The sequence below is a fragment of the Candidatus Symbiopectobacterium sp. NZEC135 genome (assembly GCF_025962695.1).
This window is the reverse complement of record NZ_JAGFPF010001372.1, coordinates 1-573: the sequence shown is the minus strand read 5'-3', so window position 1 is coordinate 573 and position 573 is coordinate 1. Positions and strand designations below refer to the sequence as shown.

The window sequence follows — 573 nt, the reverse complement described above, 5'->3', positions numbered from 1 at the left end:
TAACGGAAGCTGCGCATGTAATCGAGATAGTCCGAATTGCCATAAACCTTTTGCAGCGATTTCAGCAGCGGAAAAACCAGAAGTCGGCCAACACGCCCATTGAGTTTCCGGTTAGCAACGCGAGCATAGTAACCTTTGCAAAAATCATAGTGAAAGTGCGGATTGGCAACCGGATAGAGCAGGCGAGCCAACATCTCACGGCTATAAGTGACAATGTCACAATCATGAAGTGCAATGCAGGCGCTACGGCGTGACGCAAGCGCATAGCCAATGCAGAACCAGACATTTCTCCCTTTGCCTGGCTCTTCGGGAGCCAACGATTTTGCTGCCAATTCCTCACTCAATGCGGTAAGCCGCGGGCCATCATTCCAAAGAATCCGATGCCGCTGTGGTAAACGAGAGAAAAAGGAGCGAGCGTATTCAAATTGCTCGCGGTCGGCGCGATCCAGCCCGATAACGATTTGTGTCAGGTAGTTAACCTGCGACAGTTCATCAATGATATGCGTGAGTGCAGGGCCTTCCAGTTCAGAAAAGAGCGACGGCAGTATCAGACCCATACTGTTTTGACCAGAA

Annotated in this window: 1 pseudogene; it reads right to left on the bottom strand. The window is 50.4% G+C overall.

Going from position 1 to position 573, the window contains the following annotated elements:
- Window positions 1–573 (bottom strand): annotated as a pseudogene (locus tag J5224_RS34320) (glycosyl transferase); the annotation flags it as partial.